This is a genomic window from Sphingobium indicum BiD32 (assembly GCF_000382885.1).
Taxonomy (GTDB): Bacteria; Pseudomonadota; Alphaproteobacteria; order Sphingomonadales; family Sphingomonadaceae; genus Sphingobium; species Sphingobium japonicum_C.
In genome coordinates this window covers 1-1,321 of the sequence record NZ_CAVK010000228.1, presented here as the reverse complement: position 1 = coordinate 1,321, position 1,321 = coordinate 1, and the positions used below count along the sequence as shown (strand labels likewise).

The following is a 1,321-nucleotide window of genomic DNA, read 5'->3' as shown; positions in this document are numbered from 1 at the left end:
TGAAGCGTCCCGGGTTTTCAGGAGGCAGTATTCTTTGGGCTATGCAGCCATATCGAGGTTCTCGAGGGCTGCATAGTAATTGTCTTCGGCCTCAGCGGGCGGGATGTGCCCGATAGGGCCGAAGAGCCGGTGATTGTTGTACCAATCGACCCAGCGCAGCGTTGCCATTTCCACGGCCGAAACGCTTGGCCATGATCGCTGCCGCCAGATGACCTCGGCCTTGTAAAGGCCGTTGATCGTCTCGGCTAAGGCGTTGTCGTAGGAATCACCGACGCTGCCGACCGAGGGGACGAGTTTGGCCTCGGCCAAGCGCTGGGTATAGTTCATCGCAAGATATTGAACTCCCCTGTCGCTATGGTGAATCAGTCCATCATCGGGATCTGGCCTGCGGGCATGAATCGCCTGCTCCAGGGCATCCAGAACGAAGCTGGCAGTGGCTGACGTGCTGACCTTCCATCCGACAATCCGCCGGGCAAAAGCATCAATCACGAAGGCGACATAGACGAAGCCTGCCCAAGTATGCACGTAGGTGAAATCGACGACCCACAGGGCGTTTGGCCGGCTGACGCGAAATACCCGATTGACCTTGTCCAGCGGACACGGCGCCTTCGGGTTGCTGATAGTGGTGATCGTCTTCTTCCCACGACGGACGCCTGCCAGCCCCATGGCGCGCATTAATCGTTCCACCGTGCATTTCGCCACCATGATGCCTTCACGCCGCATCTGGTGCCAGACCTTGCGTGCGCCATAGAGACCGAAGCTGGCCTCATGGACCCGCTTGATCTGCTCCCTGATCTCGTCATCGCGCTGCGCACGGGCCGGACGCCTGCCGGGATCGGCACGACGCGCGGCGTGTTCATGGTAGGAGGATGGGGCGATTGCCAGTTCCCGGCAGATCGGCTCGATACCCAAATCCTCGCGATGGACGTCGATGAACGCCATCATCATCTCCCGGGGCGGTCGAGCTCCGCCATCGCAAAATACGCAGATGCCTTGCGCAAAATCTCATTGGCCCGGCGTAGTTCCTTTACTTCGCGCTCAAGCAATCTCAGGCGTTCCCGGTCATCGGCCGCCAGCGCCGCTGGCCCCGCTCGTCGGCTCGCTTCCTCACGGCACCAGCGGCGCAGCGTCTCCAGCGAGCAGCCGATCTTCGCCGCGATCGACTTCATCACTTCCCATTCCGAGCCGTAATCGGCCCGCTGCTCCATCACCATACGAACTGCCCGCTCGCGAACTTCAGGTGAAAATTTGTTGGTGGTCTTGCTCATAATGGATGCTCCTTCTCACAAGTTGGAGCCTCCTGAAAACCCGGGACGCTTCA

Annotated in this window: 1 protein-coding gene and 1 other annotated feature; the gene reads right to left on the bottom strand. The window is 60.0% G+C overall.

All coding sequences use genetic code 11. The features are described from left to right. Window positions 1–39: 39 nt before the first annotated feature. Window positions 40–1,268 (bottom strand): IS3 family transposase gene (locus EBBID32_RS20190; protein ID WP_156022632.1). Its coding sequence is split into 2 segments (ribosomal slippage): window positions 40–980 and window positions 980–1,268, totalling 1,230 coding nucleotides; the frame shifts between segments, so codons are not numbered across the junction. Continuing rightward, window positions 873–987: a sequence feature (AL1L pseudoknot), on the bottom strand. Its footprint overlaps the gene before it by 115 nt. Window positions 1,269–1,321: the final 53 nt, after the last annotated feature.